The organism is uncultured Christiangramia sp. (assembly GCF_913046405.1).
GTDB lineage: Bacteria > Bacteroidota > Bacteroidia > Flavobacteriales > Flavobacteriaceae > Christiangramia > Christiangramia marina.
Genome location: NZ_CAJWRQ010000052.1, coordinates 1 through 20,720 on the forward strand (window position 1 = coordinate 1; position 20,720 = coordinate 20,720).

Consider the following 20,720-nt stretch of genomic DNA (forward strand, 5'->3'; position numbering starts at 1 on the left):
GATTTGCAGATGAAGCGGTTTGTATTGGACCACCACCAAGTAACCTTTCCTATCTTAAAATTTCGAATATCATTGCTGCAGCAGAGATTACCAATGCTGATGCGATCCACCCAGGATACGGTTTCCTTTCTGAAAATGCTAAATTTTCCAAGATTTGTGAAGAGCATGATATTAAATTCATTGGAGCTTCACCAGAGATGATCAGTAAGATGGGAGATAAGGCAACGGCCAAAGCTACAATGAGAGCGGCTGGTGTTCCTTGTGTTCCTGGATCTGAAGGGATTATAAAGGATTTTACAGAATGCCAAAAACTGGCCAAGGAAGTTGGATACCCTGTGATGCTGAAGGCGACTGCCGGTGGTGGAGGTAAAGGGATGCGAGCTATCTGGAAAGAAGAAGAGCTGGAACCAGCCTGGGAATCTGCACGTAAAGAAGCAGCAGCATCTTTTGGAAATGATGGGATGTATATGGAAAAGCTTATTGAAGAGCCACGCCATATCGAGATCCAGATCGTGGGAGACAGCAGCGGGAAAGCCTGTCACCTTTCTGAAAGAGATTGTTCTGTACAAAGACGTCACCAGAAACTTACTGAAGAAACTCCGTCACCTTTTATGACAGATACGCTCCGTAAGAAAATGGGTGATGCTGCAGTAAAAGCTGCTGAATATATTAAATATGAGGGTGCTGGTACTGTCGAATTCCTTGTTGATAAGCATAGAAATTTCTATTTTATGGAAATGAATACGCGTATCCAGGTTGAGCATCCAATTACAGAGCAGGTGATCGATTACGATCTTATTCGTGAGCAGATCCTTGTAGCTTCTGGAGTGCCAATTTCAGGAAAGAATTATATTCCGCAGTTGCATTCTATCGAGTGTAGAATCAATGCAGAAGATCCATATCATAACTTTAGACCATCACCTGGGAAGATCACTAATCTTCACGCACCGGGAGGACACGGAGTTCGTATCGATACCCACGTTTACAGTGGCTATGTGATTCCTCCAAATTATGATTCAATGATTGCGAAATTGATCACTACCGCTCAAACAAGAGAGGAAGCAATCAACAAAATGAAGCGTGCACTGGACGAGTTTGTGATCGAGGGTGTGAAAACCACGATTCCATTCCACCGCCAGTTGATGGATCATCCAGATTATATTGAAGGTAATTATACTACTAAATTCATGGAGGATTTTAAAATGAAACCTCTGGAAGAATAAAAACTAACCCCGGAACTTCCGGGGTTTTTTTATGCGCAACTTTTTGTAATTTGACCTGAAACTGAAAACGAACATGAATCTTTCCTTCTGGGAACATGAATCCTGGTTCAATAGTGTCGACTATTGTATCGTAGGCAGTGGTATCACGGGTCTAAACTGTGCTCTGCACCTGCGAAGATCAAGACCTTCGGCTAAAATTATTATTCTTGAGAAAGGGCTGCTTCCAGAAGGAGCTAGCACCAAAAACGCCGGTTTTGCCTGCTTCGGAAGTATTTCTGAAATCCTTGATGATCTTAAAACTTTATCTGAAGATGAAGTGGTTGAGCTAGTAGAAAAGCGTCGTAACGGACTCTCATTACTTCGGAAAAATCTGGGTGACACACAGATCGATTTTCAGCAGAACGGAGGATACGAACTTTTTACCAGAGCAGATAAAGAATTGTACCAGCACAGTATGGAGGCTATTCCGCGAATTAATAAAATTCTGAAGCCTGTTTTTGGAGAGTCCGTTTTTAGAGAAACTTCCAATTCTTTTGGCTTTAGTAATATCATGCCGAGACTTATTGTGAATCAATTTGAGGGACAGATCGATACCGGTAAGATGATGCAAACACTATTGAAAAAAGTATCTTGTGAAAATATACAGGTGCTCAGCGGTATCAAAGTAAATTCGTTTTTCGATGAAGAACATTTCGTCAGGATCGAATCAGATAAATTTCAAATTTCAGTTAAAAAATTATTGATCGCCACTAATGGGTTTGCATCAAGCCTTGGACTTGAAGATGTAAAACCTGCCCGTGCACAGGTATTGATCACCAAACCTATCCAAAATATGAACCTTAAAGGCACTTTTCATCTGGACAGAGGTTATTACTATTTTCGAAATATCGGTGATCGAGTGCTTATTGGAGGTGGTCGTAACCTGGATTTCGAAGCTGAAGAGACCGAACACATGGGCACAACCCCGCTTGTCCAGAACAAACTGGAGCACTTATTAAAAACCTGTATCTTGCCTGAAACCAAATTTGAAATAGACAGAAAGTGGAGCGGAATCATGGGGATTGGATCCTCAAGGCAACCAATGGTGAATGCACTTTCCAGAAATGTAAGCTGCGGAGTTCGCCTTGGCGGAATGGGCATCGCAATTGGTAGCCTGGTTGGAAGAGACCTGGCCGAAATAACATTGAATTCATGATCAGAAAATTTTTCAGATTTATCATCAAGATACTTCTTGGACTGTTCCTGTTTAGTATTGCTATCGTAGTGATCTATAAATGGGTGCCAGTTCCTTTAACTCCTTTAATGGTGATACGTTACTTTGAAAATCCAGAGGAAGATATTCAGCACGACTGGGTAGCAATAGATGAAATATCAGGCCATCTTCAAAAAGCGGTTATCGCTAGTGAAGACCAGAATTTCCCTACTCATAGTGGCTTTGATTTTGAAGCGATCAAGGAAGCTATGGAAGATAATCGCAATGGAAGAAAGATTCGTGGAGCCAGCACAATCTCACAACAAACTGCGAAAAATGTTTTCCTGTACCCGGGAAGAACCTGGTTTCGGAAAGGTCTGGAAGCATATTTTACATTCCTGATCGAAATAATTTGGGGTAAAGAACGAATTCTGGAAGTCTACCTAAATAGTATTGAAATGGGTAAAGGAGTTTACGGAGCGCAAGCGGCGTCATTGCACTGGTTTGGTAAGGACGCGGTAAAGCTCGGTGCGTATGAAGCTGCGGCCATTGCCGCTGTTTTACCGAATCCAAGAGTATATCGTGCAAGTCCCGCATCTTCTTTTATTACCAATAGAAAAAACTGGATCGTAAGGCAAATGCAAAATCTTGGTAAACTCAGCTTAGACTAAATGGAAACGCTTAAACAGGAGTTGCTAGAAAAATGTGAGCATTTTATTCAGCAAAAAACAGCTGCTTTGCAATATGCGATGCAGGGACTAAAACAGGATCTGGAAAATGAATCCAAGAGTAGTGCCGGTGACAAGTTTGAAACTGGCAGAGAGATGATCAATATTGAATGGAACAAAATTAGCAACCAACTACAGCAGTATGAGCAAATGCGGTCTGTTTTAAAGCAGATCAATGTACAGGTTGACTCTGGGATTGCAAAAGCAGGCAGTATCATTTTTACTGAAAATGCTAATTATTTTATTTCTATTCCAGCTGGGGAAATCATCGTTCAGGATACAAGATTCTATGCCATAGGTAGCAAAGCTCCTGTTGCCATCGCCATGCTTGGAAAAACTGAGAATGACAGCTACACTTTCAATCAGCAAAATGTCCTAATTAAAAAGATTATTTAATTCGGCTTTCCAACACTCCATCTTTCACTTTAAAATAAATCTTTATGCCGGCGATTAATTCTTCGTGGTGATCTATTAGTATCGTTCTATTTGCTGCTGAAACTTCGACCAGGAAAACCTCTCCTTTAAAATATGATTTGCTTACTGTAGCTTCGATGCCAGATTCTGCGATCTTTAATTCATGAGGATATACCACAACTTTGTCACTCTTTTTATGATCTGTTTTCAGTAATGTGACAGGAATATGGTTTACGTCTCCAAACAGGCTGGCGACATAGTGATTTTTCGGTTGTTCATATAATTCCCGCGGAGTTCCCTGAGCATAGATCTTTGAGTTTTTTAGAACAAAGGTTCTATCGGCAAAAGCCAGTGCATCGGTACTGTCGTGTGTGGCAATGATACAGGTGATATTCTGCTCCTTCAGGTAAGAAAAAAGCTTTCTTCTCAACTTATTTTTTCTGAAGTGATCAATATGGCTAAAGGGTTCATCGAGCAACAGGATTTCTGGTTCTTTAGCGAGAGCACGCGCCAAAGCGATTCTTTGCTGCTGCCCGCCACTTAGTAATTTCGCTTTTTTATCAGCAAGGTCAGTCATTTCTACAACCTCCAGTAATTCTTTGATTCGGCGTTTTTTGTTGACGGGATAAAAATTACTAAGATATTTCCCCACATTATCAGCAGCGCTTAGTGGTAACATCAAATCAAAATCCTGGGCGAGATATTTAATAAAGTCTTCTCCAGGAATCAGGTTAAAATTGGGACCCAAAAGCTCTTTGTCTTTCCAGGTGATCTTTCCTTCTGTATGTAGGAGTCCATAGATGAGTTTTAGCAAGGTACTTTTACCACAGCCACTTTCACCAATGATCGAGATGTTCTCAGCCGGTTTTATGTTCATATGGATATTCTTCAATACAGGCTCAGTATCATAGGCGAAGGAGACGTTCTTAAGCTGAAGCATAGGTTAAATTCTTGTTGAAATTATCATAATATAAGTTTCTGGATATGGCTATTTACGTAACTTATTTTAAAGCTAAAGAACATAAATTAGAATAGAATCATCGAATGCAAAAAATAGTCGTTTACGATCTCAATAAGACCTTATATCAAAAATCTTCCAAAGATGAATTTTTCAAATTCGTATGTTATAAAAATGGGTATAAGTTGATAAGACTTGCCCAACTTGGATGGTTGAAAATGCTCGGAAACATGCGGCTTGTCAGCAAAACTGATTTCAAAGAGAATTTCTACGATTACCTCAAAAATCTGGATCCGGAAACGGTGAAAAAGTATGCAGAGCAATTCTGGAACCTGGAATACCCGGAATTCTTCAGAAATAAAATGCTGGAAGATATTAGGAAATTTGATGAGCAGGGTATCAAGGTGTTTGTGGTTACCGGCGGATTCGAAGTCTACACGAAATATCTGGAACAAATTCTTCCCGTTCAGGTACTTGGAACAAGAACGACCTATAAGAATGGTAATTATTCTATTGATGGCAAGGCTTGTAACGATGAAGAGAAAATAAGACGTTTAGACGAAGCGCTGGGAGAGTATGAATTGCTGGAAGCTTATTCAGATGATGATGAAGAGATCCTGCATAAAGCTAAAAAAGGGTTTCTGGTGGACGAAGAGTCTGGGGAATTAAAACAGGTAAATTAAAGCTTCCTGAAATACAATAAAAAAAAGCGCGGCTGAAGAGCCGCGCTTTTTTTGTGATCCAATTGATTAATAATATTACTAATCTTTAGTAATCTCTTTCAGTTCATTTGGAAGTGCTTCAAACCCCATATTATATAATGTAAAACCGAAGATATCTGCATATTCTTCAATGATCTTACTGGTTGGCTTTCCTGCACCATGACCGGCATTGGTCTCGATCCTGATAAGCGTAGGATTAGTTCCTTCTTGCTTATCCTGTAGTTCTGCAGCATATTTAAAAGAATGCGCAGGCACTACACGGTCATCATGATCTCCAGTAGTTACAAGCGTCGCAGGATATTCGGTACCCGCCTCAACACTATGCACTGGAGAATAGTTATATAGATACTGGAACATTTCTTTATTATCTTCCGAAGTACCATAATCATAAGCCCAACCTGCACCGGCAGTAAATGTATGATATCTTAACATGTCCATTACTCCAACTGCAGGCAATGCCACTTTCATAAGATCAGGTCGCTGAGTCATCGTAGCTCCTACCAGAAGTCCGCCATTAGAACCACCTCTTACAGCAAGATAATCGCTGGAAGTATAATCATTGTCGATCAGGTATTCCGCAGCAGCAATGAAATCATCAAATACATTTTGCTTTTTAAGCTTTGTACCTGCATCATGCCATGCTTTCCCATATTCACCACCACCTCGAAGGTTAGGTACAGCATAAACACCGCCTTGTTCCAGCCATACGCTCATCGCAGTGCTAAAACCTGGAGTCAGGCTCACATTAAATCCTCCATAACCATAAAGGATCGTTGGATTCTTTCCGTTAAGCTGAGTTCCTTTTTTGTAGGTAATGATCATTGGGATCTTCGTACCATCCTTTGATTCATAGAATACCTGTTCGCTGGTAAACTGTTCCGGATCAAAATCTATGGTTGGTTTATTGTAAACTTCAGAAGTACCATTTTCAATATCATATTTATAAATAGTACCCGGAGTCACGTAATTTGTAAAGCTGTAATAAAGTACATCTTTGTCTTTTTTAGCTCCAAAACCTCCGGCAGAACCTACACCTGGAAGTTCTACTTCACGTACAAGTTTTCCGTCATAATCGTATTGTTTTACTTTTGAGATGGCATCTACCATATACTCTGTAAAGAAATAACCACCACCGGTTGAAGGACTCAATACATGCTCAGTTTCCGGGATAAAATCTTCCCAGTTCTCCGGACTTGGATCGCTTGCGTCAACGGTTACGATCTTCTTATTTGGAGCATCAAGATTGGTCACGATAAATAATTTGCTACCTTCATTTTCGATCACATAAGAATCGGTATCCTGATTATCTAAAATTGTTACCAGTTCCGGATTTTCCTTCTGAAGGTCCATCATGTAAAGTTCCCCTCCAGAAGTTGAATTACGTGCCGAAATGATCAGGTAACGATTATCTTCTGTAACACTTCCTCCAACATAACGGCGTTTTTGTGCTTCAGAATTTCCGAAGATGATCTGGTCGTCACTTTGCGGAGTTCCCAGTTTATGATAATATAATTTATGCTGATCTGTCTTTGCTGAAAGTTCACTTCCATCAGGCTTGTCATAGCTGGAGTAGTAAAAACCTTCATTACCTTTCCAGGAAATTCCGCTGAACTTTACATCTTTAATGGTATCGCCTAGGATTTTTTTATCATCAGCATTCATGACAATGATCTTTCTCCAGTCACTTCCACCTTCAGAAATAGCATAGGCTAGCTTTTTTCCATCTTCGGAAAAGCTCATTCCCGCAAGAGAAGTAGTGCCATCATCACTGAATTTATTCGGATCTAAAAATACTTTTGCTTCCGCTTCTTCTGATTCACGGCGATACAGAACACTTTGATTCTGAAGTCCGTCGTTTTTGAAGAAATAGATCTTTCCGCCTTCAGTAAAAGGAGCGCTCAATTTTTCATAATCCCATAACTTGGTAAGACGTTCCTTAAGTTTATTTCTGTACGGAATGTTCTCAAGGTAATCGAAAGTCACCTCGTTCTGTCTTTTTACCCAGTTCTCGGTTTCCTCGCTACGATCATCCTCCAGCCAGCGATATGGATCCTTTACCTCGGTTCCAAAATAATCGGTTAAAGTATCAACTTTCTTGGTCTCAGGATAGTTCACTTTGCTTTGGTTTTGACTTTGTGCACTTAGTGAGCCGGCAACTAACCCCAGCCCAATAATGCCTGAATAGATTTTCTTCATACAATTCTTAGTTTAGACACCTAAAATAAGAATAAAAAAGCCTGAATTTGTAGAGTTTCAGGCTTTTAAGTAAAATTTTAAAATTGTGGATTACAGTAGTTTCTGCTCCAGTAAATATTCTGCAATCTGCACCGCATTTGTCGCGGCACCTTTACGGAGATTATCAGCAACGATCCACATATTTAATGTATTTGGCTGGGAATGATCTCTTCTAATTCTACCTACAAAAACATCATCTTTTCCTTCCGCATAAATAGGCATGGGATAAGTATTCAGTTCCGGGTTGTCCTGTACGGTGATCCCTGGGAAATCACTCAGGATCTTTCGAACATCTGCTTCCTCAAATTCTTTATGAAACTCGATATTCACCGATTCTGAATGTCCTCCAACAACCGGAATTCTAATCGCAGTTGCCGTAACGTTTACGGAATCATCACCGAGAATTTTCTTGGTTTCGTTCGTTAACTTCATCTCCTCTTTAGTGTATCCATTTTCCTGGAATACATCGCAATGTGGCAACGCATTTTTATGAATTGGATAAGGATAAGCCATTTCTTCTTTCTTACCCTCATACTCGTTCTCCAGCTGCTGTACAGCTTTCACACCAGTTCCAGTGATAGACTGGTAGGTTGAAACGACCACTCGCTTGATAGTATACGCATCATGCAATGGTTTTAGAGCCATTAATAACTGTATTGTAGAACAATTAGGATTCGCAATGATCTTATCTTCTTTTGAAAGCAGGTTAGCATTGATCTCGGGAATGATAAGTTTGTTTTTCGGATTCATTCTCCATGCTGAAGAATTATCGATCACTGTAGTTCCTGCGGAAGCAAATTTTGGAGCCCATTCCAATGAAGTGTCTCCACCCGCTGAAAATATGGCTACTTCCGGTTTCATGGAAACTGCGGTTTCAAGACTTACTACTTCAAAATCCTTACCATTATAGGTCAATTTCTTACCTACAGATCTTTCAGAAGCTACAGGAATAAGTTCGGTAAGTGGAAAATTACGTTCTTCCAGTACTTTAAGCATTACGCTTCCTACCATCCCGGTTGCTCCAACTACAGCTACTTTCATAATTTGCTTACTTTAAAAGTGAATTGCAAAGTTATTGCTTGGAAATTATTCTGACTGCTTCCCTATTAAAAATTTCTGGAATTTTAAAAAATTGAACCAATTTTGGATTATTGTTAAAAAAAGACCCCTGGTTTTTGCCAGGGGTTTAGTTTAAGAATGAGTAATGTAGCGGTTAGCGTACGTCTTAAATATTGTTCTTTCTTAGTTCGTCACGAATCTCAGTAAGTAAAACCTCTTCTTTTGTTGGTCCGGCGGGAGCTGCAGTTTCTTCCTTCTTTTTAGTTTTTTCATAAGCTCTTAAAAAAAGGAAAATGAACAGACCAACAATGATGAAATAGATAACCGCCTGTATCACATTTCCATAGGTAAGAATTGCGGCTTCAGCTTCCTGAGCGGCTTCCAGGCTCTCATACTTCACTCCATCCAGCGCAATGAATTTTTGGGTAAGATCCACACCACCGGTAATCAAACCAATGATAGGCATGAAAATATCTGCCACTACAGATGAAATCACTTTGTTGAATGCAGCGCCAATTACCACAGCGGTTGCTAGTGCTACAATATCCTTCTTCAGAAGGAATGCTTTAAAATCTGAAAAAAAGCTCATAGAATATAGTTGTTAGTTGATTTCAAATTTAAATAAATTTTGAGAAGTCTTCCCAATTATTTATTCCGGGATTACCAGGCGTGTCACTCTTCTTTGAATACCGGTGATCAATTCATAAGAAATAGTGCCTCCGGCTTCAGCAAACTTTACCGGGTGCTGAGGTCCTCCAAAAACGATCACTTCATCGCCTTCTTCACAGGATATACCCGTAACATCTACCATGATGATATCCATGCATACATTGCCGGCAATTGGCGCGTATTTTCCGTTTATGATCACTCCAGCCTTGCCTTTTCCATAGATCCGGTTGATCCCATCTGCATGTCCAAGAGGAAGTGTAGCGATACGTGTAGGTTTTTCTACTTTAAAAGCACGATTGTAACCAACGGTATCCCCTTTATCAAGACTCCTTATCTGCGAAATGATTGTTTTTAATGTAGAAACCGGTCTTAGTTCAGGATCGATATTTTTATCATTTCCATAACCATATAAGCCTATCCCGCTACGCACCATACTAAAAGCAGATTTCGGGTAATTGATCACGCCAGAAGTATTGCAAATATGGAGTATTGGTTCATAGTCCAGGTCGGCAATTAATTCCCAGGTCATTTTCCTGAAAAGGTCGATCTGTCCCACCGTGAAATCACGTTCTTTCCAGTCTTCACTTGCAGCGAGATGGGAAAAAACAGAAGCGATCTTCAGGCTGGAAGTACTACTAATGATTTCTTTGATGGTTCCAATTTCTGGATGATCAAAACCAAGTCTGTTCAAGCCGGTATTCAGCTTGATATGAACAGGGTAATTTTTTTGATTTTTAGCTTCAGCAGTCTCTACAAAAGAGCGTAATATTTTTTCGCTGTATAAATTAGGTTCGAGACAATGCTCGATAATATCTTCGAAATGTGTGAATTGTGGATGCAACACTAAAATAGGTTTGGTGATCCCATTTTTACGAAGATGGATTCCTTCTTCCACATAGGCAACGGCAAAATAATCGGTGCCAAGTTCTTCCAGTTTTCTGGCAATGATGACTGAATCGTTTCCATAAGCAAAAGCTTTCACTACAGACAGGAACTTCACTCCTTCATCGATCTTTGCTCTTAAATATCTGTAATTATGTGCCAGTGCTCCAAGATCAATCTCAAGAACGGTCTCTTTGGCTTCAGGCATTTTCTTCGGTCTTTTTAGCATTCAATTCTTCGGCATTAACATCAAGCTTCTTCACTCGCTCCCGCAGCATAGCCTTGTAGTAAGCAGCCCGACTCAATGGTTCATATTCTTCATTTTCACCCAGAAAAACCAGGTCGTCATTGATAGCTTTACGATAGCTGAACTGAGCAAGATTTCCCGTTCTGGTACAAACAGCATGCACTTTCGTAACGTACTCTGCAGTAGCCATTAAATTGGGCATAGGCCCAAAAGGATTTCCTTTAAAGTCCATGTCCAGTCCGGCTACGATCACTCGAATTCCCTGGTTGGCGAGATCATTACAAACCGTCACGATCTCATCATCAAAGAATTGTGCCTCGTCGATTCCTACTACATCACAACCATCTGCAAGCAAACGGATATTGGAAGCGGAAGGTACAGGAGTAGATCTTATTTCATTGGAATCATGAGATACGACCATTTCCTCGTCATACCTAATATCAATGGCAGGTTTGAAGATCTCAACATTCTGTTTTGCAAATTTTGCGCGTTTGAGTCGGCGTATCAATTCTTCCGTTTTTCCGGAAAACATTGACCCACAGATAACCTCAATCCAGCCAAATTGCTCTTCGTGATTTACTGTATTTTCGAGAAACATTTTGTATTTTTCAAATCGAAACGGGAAATACCTCTTTCGTATAAAGGTGGAACAAATTTATTAAAAATACAACCCGGAGAAAGAGCGAATCATGAAAGTTATGAAATGAGTAGTAACCTGATTTGTCTGCCTGAAAACTATAAAATAAGAATTTCTTCTGACCGGTAGAAAACATATAAAATTAAAGTGATGAAAAAGAAAATTGAAGCAGAACTGGCGGAAATCGCTGAAAAAATCCTTCGGAATAAAGGGCATTTTACTACGATGGAGCTCAAGGAACATGCTTTGCATCTATATGAAAAACTGACTGTTCTGGCTTTTACTGAAAAACATCTTTCCGAAGAAGTTCCGCAGCAAAAAGAAGTTACAAAACGGGAAGAAGTGGCTACTCCGAAACCTAAAGTGAAAGATCTGCCTGAGCCTCCAGCACAATTATCTGCATATGATGAATTTTATCCGGATGGAACTGAATTCAATGAAGATTCAGACGCGATCACAGAACCTAATACTGAAAAAATCAAGGATATTGTAGCGCAAATGCCACCTGAAAGTCAGTCTGTAGATCTTTTTATGAATCATATCAACGATGCGCCTGAAGTTTCGAATTCGGCACCCTATTCACAACAGGTTGAAGAGAAGAAAGATTTTAGAAATATTGGTGTGGATTATGATAATTTGCCAGATTTTGAACCGGTAAAACATGTTCCAGCCAACGATAAACCAAGATCTCTTAATGACCGACTGAAAAAAGGCATCAATATCGGGTTGAATGAGCGTCTTGCTTACATCAAACATCTTTTTGGCGGAGATACCGCAGATTACAATCGTGTACTTTCACAGTTAAATACCTTTACCAGCCTGGAAGAAGCTTCAAAATTCATAGACCTGGTTGTAAAGCCAGATTATAACAACTGGCAGGGCAAGGAAGCATACGAAGAGCGTTTTAGAGCTCATATAGAAAACAAGTTCGGGAAATAAATTATTATGGGTAAACTGTACCTGGTTCCCACGCCAATTGGGAATCTCGAGGATATTACTTTGAGAGCGATTCGTATTCTTAAGGAAGTTGATCTTATTCTGGCTGAAGATACCCGAAATAGTGGTAAACTACTAAAGCACCTGGAAGTTCAAACTCCCATGCAGAGTCACCACATGCATAATGAGCATAAAACAGTAGATCATATTGTTTCCCGAATTAAAGCTGGCGAGACCATCGCACTTATTAGTGATGCCGGAACTCCTGCGATCTCAGATCCTGGGTTCTTATTAACCCGAGCCTGTGTGGAAGCGGGAATCGAAGTAGATTGCCTTCCGGGAGCCACGGCCTTTGTTCCGGCACTGGTTAATAGCGGACTTCCAAACGATAAATTCGTATTTGAAGGTTTTCTTCCGGTGAAAAAAGGAAGACAAACGAGACTCAAAATACTGGCTGAAGAAAGCCGCACGATGATTTTTTACGAATCACCACACAAACTACTTAAAACATTAGGCCATTTTCAGGAATATTTTGGCGACGATCGTCGTGTTTCTGTCTCCCGTGAGATCACTAAAATGCATGAAGAAACCGTTCGTGGAAGTATTCCTGAAGTTCAGGCACATTATAACGCAAATCCGCCAAAGGGAGAGTTGGTAATAATAATTGCAGGAAAAGCCTGATTTGGAAGACTTATTATCCACCATACGAGACTGCAAGGTTTGTAAAGAACATTTACCACTTGGGCCAAGACCTATTATTGAAGCAACATCAAATTCTAAGATTATTCTTATTAGCCAGGCGCCAGGAAGAGTGGTGCACGAATCTGGTGTAGCCTGGAAGGATCAAAGTGGTAAAAAGTTAAGGGAATGGCTGGGAGTTGATGATGAGACTTTTTACGATCACGACAATTTCGCTATTCTGCCCATGGGTTTCTGCTATCCCGGGAAAGCAAAGACCGGCGATCTACCGCCCAGGAAAGAATGTGCTCCATTATGGCATGAAGAGGTTCTTCAGTATTTAAAAAATGTGAAGCTGAAGATCCTTATTGGAGCATATGCTTCCAATTATTACCTCGGAAAATACAATAATCTTACGGCTAAAGTTCATGAGTATGAGCAATACCTTCCAGAGTACTGGCCGTTGCCGCATCCTTCCCCGGTAAACCGATTCTGGAGAATGAAAAATCCGGAATTCGAGTCGGCTATAGTTCCCTCACTTCAGCAAAAGATCAGCTCAATAATAGGGGAATAAGCCGCTTAGATTAGAAGTAGAATTTTATTACTTTCGGCTGAAATTTGAACGACTATGAAGACGCGCTGGACCCTGAAGCCAAAACCCGATCCTATCACAACACAGGCTCTTGCCGAAAAGCTTGGAACCGGACTGGCAGTTTCGAAATTACTGGTTCAGCGGGGAATTACCACCTTTGAAGAAGCAAAGAAATTTTTCAGGCCACAATTAGATGGTTTACATGATCCCTTCCTGATGAAGGATATGGACAAGGCGGTGGTCAGGATAGAACAGGCGATGGAAGCTGGAGAGAATATCATGGTCTATGGAGATTATGATGTAGATGGAACTACCAGTGTCGCGCTAATGTCTTCATTTCTGAAATTCAGATATCCCAATGTAACCACATATATTCCAGACAGGTATGCTGAAGGTTATGGTGTATCCTACCAGGGAATCGATTATGCTGAAGATAATGACGTGAGTCTCATTATTGCCTTAGACTGCGGAATCAAAGCGATTGATAAAGTAGCTTATGCAAAGAAAAAAGGAATTGATTTCGTGATTTGTGATCATCACCGCCCAGGCAATGAAATTCCAGATGCGGCTGCGGTACTTGACCCAAAAAGGAGCGATTGCAATTATCCTTATGACGAACTATGCGGCTGCGGTGTTGGTTTTAAATTAATCCAGGCGATCACTCTTAAGAATAATGAACCTGAAGAAACTTTACTTCCCTACCTCGATCTGGTAGCTACGGCCATTGGAGCAGATATTGTTCCCATCACTGGCGAAAACAGGATTCTCGCTTATCATGGTTTGCATGTGATCAATGTTGCACCCCGAAAAGGGATTCAAAGTTTGCTTGGCGAACGTAAAAATGTAAGTATTACAGATGTTGTTTTTATCGTAGCTCCAAGGATTAATGCTGCGGGCAGAATGAAACATGGTTTGCATGCGGTAAATCTGCTGACTGAAGAAGATGAAGCTATCTCTGCAACTTATGCGGAAGAAATTGAGACCTATAACACCGATCGGCGAAGTACCGATAAAAGTATTACAGAAGAAGCGAAACAGCAAATCCTGTATCGTCAGGAAGAAAACCGACTAACCACCGTAGTCTATGATGAACAGTGGCACAAAGGTGTGATTGGGATCGTAGCTTCTAGGTTAACCGAAACCTGGTATCGCCCAACGCTCGTTTTTACAAAGAGCGGGGAACGTCTTGCCGCCTCTGCGCGATCTGTAAAAGGTTTTGATGTCTACGAAGCTCTGGAAAAATGTAGTGAACATATTGAGCAATTTGGAGGTCATAAGTACGCAGCGGGATTGACCCTGCTCGAAGCAGAGTATGATAATTTTAAAAGAAAATTTGAGGAGGTCGTCTCCGAAACGATCGACAGGCAGCTTCTTACTCCTGAAATTGCCATAGATGCCGAGTTGGACCTTAAAGATATTACGCCAAAATTCTACCGAATCCTGAAGCAATTCGCTCCCTTTGGGCCAGGAAATATGTCGCCGGTTTTCCTCACGCGGAACTTAACCGATACTGGCTTCGGAAAATGTGTGGGCGCAGATAAAACTCACCTGAAATGCCAGGTAAAACAGGAAGGCTCAAACGTAAAATTTGATGTGATTGGCTTTAACCTTGGTGAAAAACTGAATTTGATAGAACAGGGAAAGAAGTTTGACGCTGTTTTTAGTCTCGATGAAAATACCTGGAATGGTAATACCACGATTCAGCTTAGACTGAAGGATATACGAGAAAGTATTTAGAAAACGAGCTTTTCAAGCTTAAGATCCTTTCCGTCGAATTGCGCAAAGGTGTAATGATTGATCCAATCGCCGGTATTGATGTAGGTTGCTTTGCCGTCCAGATCGATCTCCATAGGTAAATGCCTGTGACCAAAAAGAAAGTAATCATAGTCCTTTTGCTCCAGTTTACGCTTGCAGTATTGTATAAGCCATTCTTTTTCTTCACCTAGAAACTTCATGTCTTCTTCTCCTGAGATCGCTTTATTCTTTACTGAAAAATACTGTGCTAAGGGAACTCCAAGATCAGGATGAAGCCAGCGGTAAAACCATTTGGAAAGTGGGTTGGTAAATACCTTTTTCATTCTTTTATAGCCATGATCTCCGGGTCCTAAGCCATCTCCATGACCAACGAGGAATTTCTTGCCAGAAAATTCGAACTCCTTAGGTTTATGATAGACTGGAATATTTAATTCCTTCTGAAAATAATCCTGCATCCATAAATCATGATTTCCTACAAAAAAATAAATAGGAATCCCTGAATCTCTAATTTCAGCAAGTTTACCAAAAGTTCGAACAAAGCCTTTAGGAACTACGTGTTTGTATTCAAACCAGAAATCGAAGAGGTCTCCCAGAAGGAAAATTGCCTCTGCATCTTCTTTAATCTCATCAAGCCATTTCACAAACCTGGCTTCGCGCGGCCTGCTTTCTTCCTGAGTAGGTGCGCCAAGATGATTATCACTGGCGAAATATATTTTTTTTCCCGGGGAAACTTTCATGTTTTACAACTTACAGCGAATATAGAAATTCTACTGAAACTTCATTTTTAAAGTAAGACTTAAAGCATTCTAAAAACGCATCGCCAGAAGCTCAGAAATTATTATTTTAGAGAATAAATCCATAAATATTGCTAATATGAAATTTACGAAACTATTTTCAATCGCTTTTTTAATGATTTGTGGTTTAGTGAGTTATCAGGTAAATGCCACAAATATTGACACTAATCCGGAAATTGGTGATCGTCTTCTAATACAGTCCCCGGAAAATACCACGTATACAGCTGTGAATATGCCAAAGCTAAACTTCGTCGTGAAGAAAGGTGGAGTGGCGAATTATAAGTCGGTTCAAAACACCCTGGTTGAGGTGGTGAAAATTTCGCAGAACAAGGAAGGTGAAAACATCGTAACACTACAGCGGGTAGATGGCGCTAAGATCCTTGGTCTAAAGAAATCTGTAAGTGCCAACTACGATCAAGCTTTGCAGATTGGAGAATTGAAAAAGGCATAATTCAGTATATGCGCAAGGGATAGCAGCGAAAAGCTCCCGTTTTTCACGGGACTTGTAGCGTATAGCCCGACCCGAAGGGGTGCGCCCTAACTATTATCACTGGCATACCACTCTGCAAATGAAGTTTCAGTTTCCTGTAATTTCAAAGAGTGAAGCTTAATATGCTCAGGTAAATGTCTGGAAATTTTGGCTGCAAAATCGATCACCATATTCTCACTGGTTGGCTGGTAATCGACGAGAATGACATGGTGACCACGTGATTTCAACTCTTTTGCCAACTCTAAGTGCGGTGTATTTTTGTTAAATACGGTCGCATGATCAAACTGGTCTACAATCTCAGATCTCACGATCTTTTTAAGATCTCCAAAATCGATCACCATCCCCAATTTTACGTGTTCGCGGTCTGTAATAGGTTCGCCAATAACTGTGACGCCAAGTTTATAAGAATGTCCATGTACGTTACGGCATTTGCCATCGTAACCATACAGGGCGTGACCGGTTTCAAAAGTAAATTGTTTGGTGATTCGAATCTTGCTCATTACGCAGTTATTTTATGCAAAGATAATTGGAATTTTTAAGGCGAAATTTTTAACACCAACGAATTGAATTAAAATTTACATTTGGGAAATTTTTCGCACATGATCCTTAAAGAAAAGGAATTATTTGAACAGGTAGATTTCGAGCTCAATGAGCTTTACGAGACAATCATTGATGACATAGCGCAGCAAAAATATAGCATCGTTGATACTTTCTTCAATCCTGCTGAGGTAGACCTGCTTAGGTCTACACTTATAGCCAAACATAAGGAAGATTCTTTTAAGAAAGCTGCAATTGGGAATAGAACCAATGAGCTTATTGAAAAATCTGTTCGAGGAGATTTTATTCTATGGATGAATGAAGCTACAGCTGAACCTGCTGAATCCATATTTTTTCAAAAGGTCAATGATCTGGTGCAATACCTGAATCGTACTTGTTTTATGGGGATACTTCATAAAGAATTTCATTATGCGCTTTATCCTGAAGGAACTTTCTACAAGCGGCATCTAGATACCTTTAAAAATGACGGGCGACGTAAATTATCCATGGTTTGTTATCTGAATAATGAAGACTGGACTCCGGAAAATGGCGGAGAACTGAGTATTTATACGACTAAGAATGGACAGGAGGAGGAATTGAAGATCTATCCTTTGCCCGGGAGAATGGTGATTTTTGAAAGTCAGGAGCTGGAACATGAAGTTAAAACCGTCAGAGTTCCAAGGCTGAGCATTACGGGCTGGTTGAAAACGAGGTAATTACTTTTTAAACTTTTTGTAAAGCACGACTACAATAAGAATGATGGCGAGAAGGATCCAGAAGCCCATTCCGCTTAAAAAACTCAGAAACTCCCAAGTATCCTGCTCCATTAGTTCTTGTATTTTCGATTGTTACGAACTCTCCAGCGGTAACGTGCGTAAACGAATATGACTATTAAAAATAGTATTGCCAGTAGATACCACAGGTTTTCTGTGATAAATTCCTGAAACGTCCAGCCCCATTCCTGGGATTCGTTTGGATCTTTATCTTTCGGGAGGTGTTCCTGCATCGGGTGTGTTTTTAATGTATTTCCACATGAATATTACTGCGATCAATCCAATAATCAGGGCAATTAAAAGATAGATGTTCTCACCAAGGAAAGTTCCTATCGTGTAACCCATCTCGTAAGCTTCATCTTTTTCCGGTTTAATAGATTGTATCGAACTCATCTATTTTCTGAATTTTGAAAGTGCATTTTTTGTAAAATCTGAAAGTACCAGTTCTCCAGAAACAGCCGCTCTTTCTTCCAGCAGTTGCGGCCAGTGATCGGTATCTTTCCAAAGGATCTGTTTCATTTCAGTAAGTGCCTGAGGATTGTAGGAAGCAAGCTTTTCAGTGAATAGTGATATTTCCTTATCCATGTGTTTAACGGATTCAAAAACACGGGCGAACAGACCTTTTTCTTTAGCCCAATATGCATTCTTCCACTCATGAGCAGCCAGAGTGAGTTCTGCCAGAGCAGCGGTACCCATTTTTCTTTCTACCGCCGGAGCGATCACAAAAGGACCAATTCCTATACTCAATTCTGAAAGCTTAATCGAAGCGGCTTCCGTAGCGAATGCATAATCACAGGCAGCGGCAAGTCCAACACCACCACCAACTGTTTTACCATGAATTCTTCCTACAATTAGTTTTTTACATACTCTCATAGCATTAATTACTCCTGCAAAACCTGAAAAGAATTTCTTGCCATCTTCAAGATTATAGATATTGATAAGTTCATCAAAAGATGCACCGGCACAAAAAGCTTTTTCACCTTCAGATTTTAGAATGATCACGGCTACATCCTTATTTTCGGAAAGGCTATGAATCTCATCTTCCAGTCTTTTCAGAAGAACCGACGGAAAAGAATTGCTGGCTGAGTGGCCAAATTCCAGGGTTGCTATCTTCTGGTCTATATTGGTAAATAAACTTCCGTTCTCGCGGTTGGTACTCATAATGTATTACGATTTTACTCAAAAATAAGACTTCTAAGTATATCTCTTGATCGTCTTTAGACTTCTTTGTGAAGATATTTTCTTCTGAAATATATCACTAATGCACTGCTTCGAATGAGCATCCATACAAAGAACGCGATCCAGATCGCATAAAGTTTGAGTCCGAAATGATCTGCAAGCAGAAGGGCAGGAGTGAAGCCAAGGAAAGTCGAGACCAGTAAGACATTTCGCAAATATTTTGCTTCTCCCAGTCCTTTAAAGATTCCGTCGAACATAAAAGCAATTGCATTTACGGGCTGCATGATCAAAACTATCCAGAAAACTGAAGAGAATAATGCGAGTACACTTGCTTCTTTATTGAATAGCAAGCCAATTTGGTCATATAATGCGAAGCAAATTCCCATTAGAATAAGTGCAATAAGTACCGCATACTTGCTTATTTTCTTACTCAGTTCCCATAGATTTTTATAATCTCTGGCACCCAGTAATTTTCCGCCGATTGCGTTTCCTGCATTGGCGTATCCATCTATGAAAAAGCTGAAGAACAGCCAGATGTTCATAAGAATGCTCTGGGCTGCGATATAGTTCTTACCATAATCTGTCGCATAAGCGTTGGCCAGATAGATCGCAAAATTAAGAGCAGCAGTTCTTATGAACAGGTTTGCTGCCATAAGCAATAAAGGTTTCATCTGCGGATTGATCTTTAGACTCAACTTCAAATGAAATGGTGTTTTCCTGAAATAAAACCAGAGAGCCATGATAAGCATAGTCGCCTGCGCAGCAAGACTGGCATACGCAGCACCCTCAAGATGCATAGCCGGTACAAGGCCATCAATTCCATAAACCAGAATATAGTCCAGAACTATATTTACCACCGCTCCGGTTAGACTGCATTTCATTGCCCAGAAGGTGTTCTGTAAACCTCGAAAAACGCCAAAGATCGCGAAGGTTACCAGTGTTAGTGGATATCCAAGTGCCCTGATTTTATAGTAACTTTCAGAATATTGTAGAATAAGACCATCCGCATTATACGCGCTGAAGATTGCTTCAGCAAAGATCGCCGTGGTAGCATAAATTACCAGGCTAAACAGAAAATTAAAAAGAATGGTTTGGGGAATTAGAGTCTTGACAGCATGTAACCGATTTGCTCCCAGATGCTGAGATACGGTTGCTGAAATGGCAGTTTTGGTTTGCGCTACGATCCAGATGATAGCAGAAAGAAAGGAACCTACAATTCCTGCTGCGGCCAGTGCTTCTATGGAGTTTTCTTCTACATTTCCAATAATTGCAATATCGGTTAGTGAAATTAAAGGTTCTGCGATCCCTGCTATGATCGCCGGGATCGCGATCTTATTAATATTACCAAAACTTACAGAATTTTCCGGTTTTGAGACCATATTTAGCAAATATAGAAGCCTTTATATTACAAAAGCAACTCGTAACAATAAAAAGGAGCTTCGCTTTGCTTCGGAAAATAAATACTACCCAATCGCTGGTATCTTCGGGCTTCGTAAAATTTATGATTCCGCTTATTTAAACTGAAGGTATCAAGTCTTACCGACTCATAATTCTCTTTTCTGGCAAGGTTTTCGGCAAAGTTCATTAACTGTTGTCCTAATCCAGAACCCCAATGTTCAGGATGTGTAGCCAGCCTGTGAACATAAAGGTTATTCTCTGTTTTGCTCAACCAATTGATAGATTCATACTCCTCGTCCTTCACTGGAGTCAGGACAATGATGCCTAGAATTTCATCATTTGAAACTAACTTGAATAGTTCCTGTTTTTCAATATCGGCCTGTAGTTTTTCGATGGAAGGATAGTATTCATTCCATTGATAGATTCCCTGTTCGATCATCGCTTGGGCACAGGCTTCAGTTAGTTTTTTGATCTCCCGGAGGTCGCTATTTTTAGCTCTTTTGATCATTTGGTACTAATAAAATAAACATTTTCATATTTATGAAAAATCATTACATTTGCTCCGCTATGGGGGATTAGCTCAGCTGGCTAGAGCGTTTGGCTGGCAGCCAAAAGGTCATCG

The 20,720-nt window shown here is 40.3% G+C and carries 24 protein-coding genes; 11 read left to right on the plus strand and 13 right to left on the minus strand.

What is annotated here, in order from left to right; genetic code table 11:
- From accC to QZ620_RS08360, 4 genes are all read left to right on the plus strand, one after another.
- A partial coding sequence (accC, locus tag QZ620_RS08345) for an acetyl-CoA carboxylase biotin carboxylase subunit (protein WP_295180674.1) occupies nt 1-1,223 on the plus strand: 1,223 nt, incomplete at its 5' end.
- A gap of 73 nt (nt 1,224-1,296) precedes the next feature.
- On the plus strand, nt 1,297-2,418 hold the full coding sequence (locus QZ620_RS08350; protein ID WP_295180676.1) for an FAD-dependent oxidoreductase: 1,122 nt from the start codon (nt 1,297-1,299) through the stop codon (nt 2,416-2,418).
- A complete protein-coding gene (gene mtgA, locus QZ620_RS08355; protein ID WP_295180678.1) occupies nt 2,415-3,086 on the plus strand; it encodes a monofunctional biosynthetic peptidoglycan transglycosylase in 672 nt (223 codons plus the stop codon). The genes QZ620_RS08350 and mtgA overlap by 4 nt, the downstream gene beginning before the upstream one ends.
- Nucleotides 3,087-3,539, plus strand: a complete 453-nt coding sequence (locus QZ620_RS08360) for a transcription elongation factor (protein ID WP_295180680.1) — start codon at nt 3,087-3,089, stop codon at nt 3,537-3,539.
- Here QZ620_RS08360 and QZ620_RS08365 read toward each other — a convergent pair.
- Nucleotides 3,532-4,497 (minus strand): ABC transporter ATP-binding protein, encoded by a 966-nt coding sequence (locus QZ620_RS08365; RefSeq protein WP_295180682.1) that lies wholly within the window; start codon nt 4,495-4,497, stop codon nt 3,532-3,534. The genes QZ620_RS08360 and QZ620_RS08365 overlap by 8 nt on opposite strands.
- Nucleotides 4,498-4,601: 104 nt before the next feature.
- On the opposite strand from QZ620_RS08365, the gene QZ620_RS08370 reads away from it, so the two are divergent.
- Nucleotides 4,602-5,198: an HAD family hydrolase gene (locus QZ620_RS08370; RefSeq protein WP_295180684.1), complete on the plus strand. Its 597-nt coding sequence runs from the start codon at nt 4,602-4,604 to the stop codon at nt 5,196-5,198.
- A gap of 78 nt (nt 5,199-5,276) precedes the next feature.
- On the opposite strand, the gene QZ620_RS08375 is transcribed toward QZ620_RS08370, so the two are convergent.
- From QZ620_RS08375 to QZ620_RS08395, 5 genes are all read right to left on the minus strand, one after another.
- Nucleotides 5,277-7,433 carry a prolyl oligopeptidase family serine peptidase gene (locus tag QZ620_RS08375; RefSeq protein WP_295180686.1) on the minus strand — a complete coding sequence of 719 codons (2,157 nt, stop codon included), beginning with the start codon at nt 7,431-7,433 and terminating at the stop codon, nt 5,277-5,279.
- A gap of 90 nt (nt 7,434-7,523) precedes the next feature.
- Nucleotides 7,524-8,513: an aspartate-semialdehyde dehydrogenase gene (locus tag QZ620_RS08380; RefSeq protein ID WP_295180688.1), complete on the minus strand. Its 990-nt coding sequence runs from the start codon at nt 8,511-8,513 to the stop codon at nt 7,524-7,526.
- A gap of 184 nt (nt 8,514-8,697) precedes the next feature.
- Nucleotides 8,698-9,120, minus strand: a complete 423-nt coding sequence (gene mscL, locus QZ620_RS08385) for a large conductance mechanosensitive channel protein MscL (RefSeq protein WP_295180690.1) — start codon at nt 9,118-9,120, stop codon at nt 8,698-8,700.
- A 60-nt stretch (nt 9,121-9,180) separates the two neighbouring features.
- Nucleotides 9,181-10,290 carry an alanine racemase gene (gene alr / locus QZ620_RS08390; RefSeq protein WP_295180692.1) on the minus strand — a complete coding sequence of 370 codons (1,110 nt, stop codon included), beginning with the start codon at nt 10,288-10,290 and terminating at the stop codon, nt 9,181-9,183.
- Nucleotides 10,283-10,927, minus strand: coding sequence for a thymidine kinase (locus QZ620_RS08395; RefSeq protein WP_295180693.1), 645 nt, complete (start codon nt 10,925-10,927; stop codon nt 10,283-10,285). The genes alr and QZ620_RS08395 overlap by 8 nt, the downstream gene beginning before the upstream one ends.
- 189 nt (nt 10,928-11,116) lie before the next feature.
- On the opposite strand from QZ620_RS08395, the gene QZ620_RS08400 reads away from it, so the two are divergent.
- Genes QZ620_RS08400 through recJ form a run of 4 tightly spaced genes read left to right on the plus strand, consistent with a single transcriptional unit; the run spans nt 11,117 to nt 14,909 of the window.
- Complete coding sequence (locus QZ620_RS08400; RefSeq protein ID WP_295180694.1) at nt 11,117-11,905, plus strand: hypothetical protein; 789 nt, start codon at nt 11,117-11,119, stop codon at nt 11,903-11,905.
- A 6-nt stretch (nt 11,906-11,911) separates the two neighbouring features.
- Nucleotides 11,912-12,583 (plus strand): 16S rRNA (cytidine(1402)-2'-O)-methyltransferase, encoded by a 672-nt coding sequence (gene rsmI / locus QZ620_RS08405; RefSeq protein ID WP_295180696.1) that lies wholly within the window; start codon nt 11,912-11,914, stop codon nt 12,581-12,583.
- Between the two features lies 1 nt (nt 12,584).
- Nucleotides 12,585-13,154: a uracil-DNA glycosylase family protein gene (locus QZ620_RS08410; RefSeq protein ID WP_295180698.1), complete on the plus strand. Its 570-nt coding sequence runs from the start codon at nt 12,585-12,587 to the stop codon at nt 13,152-13,154.
- 54 nt (nt 13,155-13,208) lie between these two features.
- Nucleotides 13,209-14,909 carry a single-stranded-DNA-specific exonuclease RecJ gene (recJ, locus tag QZ620_RS08415; RefSeq protein WP_295180700.1) on the plus strand — a complete coding sequence of 567 codons (1,701 nt, stop codon included), beginning with the start codon at nt 13,209-13,211 and terminating at the stop codon, nt 14,907-14,909.
- On the opposite strand, the gene QZ620_RS08420 is transcribed toward recJ, so the two are convergent.
- Nucleotides 14,906-15,664, minus strand: a complete 759-nt coding sequence (locus QZ620_RS08420; RefSeq protein WP_295180701.1) for a UDP-2,3-diacylglucosamine diphosphatase — start codon at nt 15,662-15,664, stop codon at nt 14,906-14,908. The genes recJ and QZ620_RS08420 overlap by 4 nt on opposite strands.
- 136 nt (nt 15,665-15,800) lie before the next feature.
- Between QZ620_RS08420 and QZ620_RS08425 the strand changes: the two genes are divergently transcribed.
- Nucleotides 15,801-16,172 (plus strand): hypothetical protein, encoded by a 372-nt coding sequence (locus tag QZ620_RS08425; RefSeq protein WP_295180702.1) that lies wholly within the window; start codon nt 15,801-15,803, stop codon nt 16,170-16,172.
- A gap of 86 nt (nt 16,173-16,258) precedes the next feature.
- On the opposite strand, the gene QZ620_RS08430 is transcribed toward QZ620_RS08425, so the two are convergent.
- Nucleotides 16,259-16,711 carry a 6-carboxytetrahydropterin synthase gene (locus QZ620_RS08430; protein ID WP_295180704.1) on the minus strand — a complete coding sequence of 151 codons (453 nt, stop codon included), beginning with the start codon at nt 16,709-16,711 and terminating at the stop codon, nt 16,259-16,261.
- Nucleotides 16,712-16,810: 99 nt separating this feature from the next.
- Between QZ620_RS08430 and QZ620_RS08435 the strand changes: the two genes are divergently transcribed.
- The gene (locus QZ620_RS08435) at nt 16,811-17,464 is read left to right on the plus strand and encodes a 2OG-Fe(II) oxygenase (protein ID WP_295180706.1); all 654 of its coding nucleotides are present in this window, start codon (nt 16,811-16,813) and stop codon (nt 17,462-17,464) included.
- A gap of 110 nt (nt 17,465-17,574) precedes the next feature.
- Here the strand turns inward: QZ620_RS08435 and QZ620_RS08440 are convergent, their stop codons facing one another.
- Genes QZ620_RS08440 through QZ620_RS08460 form a run of 5 tightly spaced genes read right to left on the minus strand, consistent with a single transcriptional unit; the run spans nt 17,575 to nt 20,606 of the window.
- Nucleotides 17,575-17,754, minus strand: a complete 180-nt coding sequence (locus tag QZ620_RS08440) for a hypothetical protein (RefSeq protein ID WP_141876305.1) — start codon at nt 17,752-17,754, stop codon at nt 17,575-17,577.
- Nucleotides 17,729-17,914 carry a hypothetical protein gene (locus QZ620_RS08445; protein ID WP_295180710.1) on the minus strand — a complete coding sequence of 62 codons (186 nt, stop codon included), beginning with the start codon at nt 17,912-17,914 and terminating at the stop codon, nt 17,729-17,731. Before QZ620_RS08445 ends, QZ620_RS08440 begins: the two co-directional genes overlap by 26 nt.
- Nucleotides 17,915-18,682, minus strand: coding sequence for an enoyl-CoA hydratase/isomerase family protein (locus QZ620_RS08450; RefSeq protein WP_295180712.1), 768 nt, complete (start codon nt 18,680-18,682; stop codon nt 17,915-17,917).
- Between the two features lie 56 nt (nt 18,683-18,738).
- On the minus strand, nt 18,739-20,079 hold the full coding sequence (locus QZ620_RS08455; RefSeq protein ID WP_295180714.1) for an MATE family efflux transporter: 1,341 nt from the start codon (nt 20,077-20,079) through the stop codon (nt 18,739-18,741).
- Between the two features lie 26 nt (nt 20,080-20,105).
- Nucleotides 20,106-20,606 carry a GNAT family N-acetyltransferase gene (locus QZ620_RS08460; RefSeq protein ID WP_295180716.1) on the minus strand — a complete coding sequence of 167 codons (501 nt, stop codon included), beginning with the start codon at nt 20,604-20,606 and terminating at the stop codon, nt 20,106-20,108.
- Nucleotides 20,607-20,720: the final 114 nt, after the last annotated feature.